This is a genomic window from Streptomyces sp. NPDC054883 (assembly GCF_053610645.1).
Genome location: NZ_JBSGYT010000112.1, coordinates 1 through 1,101 on the forward strand (window position 1 = coordinate 1; position 1,101 = coordinate 1,101).

General features: G+C 67.4%; 1 protein-coding gene. It reads right to left on the reverse strand.

Annotation, left to right across the window (positions count from 1 at the left end; genetic code table 11):
- Positions 1–67 precede the first annotated feature (67 nt).
- Positions 68–997 carry a hypothetical protein gene (locus ACWGH1_RS35160; RefSeq protein WP_453351757.1) on the reverse strand — a complete coding sequence of 310 codons (930 nt, stop codon included), beginning with the start codon at positions 995–997 and terminating at the stop codon, positions 68–70.
- Positions 998–1,101: the final 104 nt, after the last annotated feature.

A 1,101-nucleotide genomic window follows, 5' to 3' on the forward strand; every position in this document is an offset into this window, starting at 1 on the left:
GCGAAGCTCCCCGGGCCGGGGGTTCAAGCGTTCAGCCGATCAGCCGGTGGGCCCGGCCAGTACGGATCTACTGCTGGTTGTCGCCGGTCTGGAAGTCAATGAGGACCTCGCCGTTGGACTTGTGGAGCAGGAGGGTGGAGTCGTAGGCCCCGAAGGAGAGGTAGGCGCCGTTCTGGCCCCACGTCTTGGTGCTCCAGACCGCGCCGCCCTTGCCCTCGCCGCCGTCCTTCTTGTACGTGACGAGGTTGCCGTCGTTCTGCATCCGGGTGTAGGCGCCGGGGCTGTAGTTCCAGAAGCCCCGGCCGTAGTCCTTGCCGCGGTAGAAGACCGCGAAGTAGCCACGGTTGTCCTGGGCCAGGATGGAGTTGGCGGCCGACATCCAGGTGCCGCGCTCCAGGTTCTGGCCACCGGTCAGGGTGTTGTTGCCGACTTTCCACGTCTTGGTCGACCAGCTGGCGGAGTTGTCCGCGCGGTAGACGACGAGATTGGCATCGTCCTGGAAGTCCAGGTGGCCGTTCGGGTTGCCCCAGGTGCCGGAGCTCCACAGGGCGCCGCCCTTGCCCTCGCCGCCGTCCTTCTTGTAGATGACGAAGTTGCCGTCGCTCTGGAAGACCGCGTACGCGCCCGTGTTGCCGTACGAGCCCGACGCCCACAGCTCGGCACCGGCCTTGTGGTCCAGGACGAGGTTGCCGTCCGGCTGCATGAACAGGTAGCCGTTCTCGGTCTCGATGTACTCGTTCGACGCGAGCACGTCGCCCGGCCGCAGCGAGACGGCGCCGGCCGTCGCGGCGAGGGCGGTCGCGCGCTGCTGGTTCTTTGCAGCGGCCGCCTTGGCCGGGACACCCCCCTGTGGCTTCTTGACCGGGACCTTGACGGCGGTCGAGTTGTCGGTCTTGCCGCCGGCGGCCTGGGCCACCGGGGAGACGAGCACGCCGGCCGAGACGGCGGCGGCGACGAGCGCGCCGGTCCAGGCGGCACGCTTGCGGTTGGAAGTCATTCCAACCCCCCTAGGGCCTGTGTGATGTCGTGATCAGCTTCTGAGTTCTTCACTCTTCGCGGAGTGGGATCCGGTAGGACTGTGGTCGTGACCCGTAGGCAACT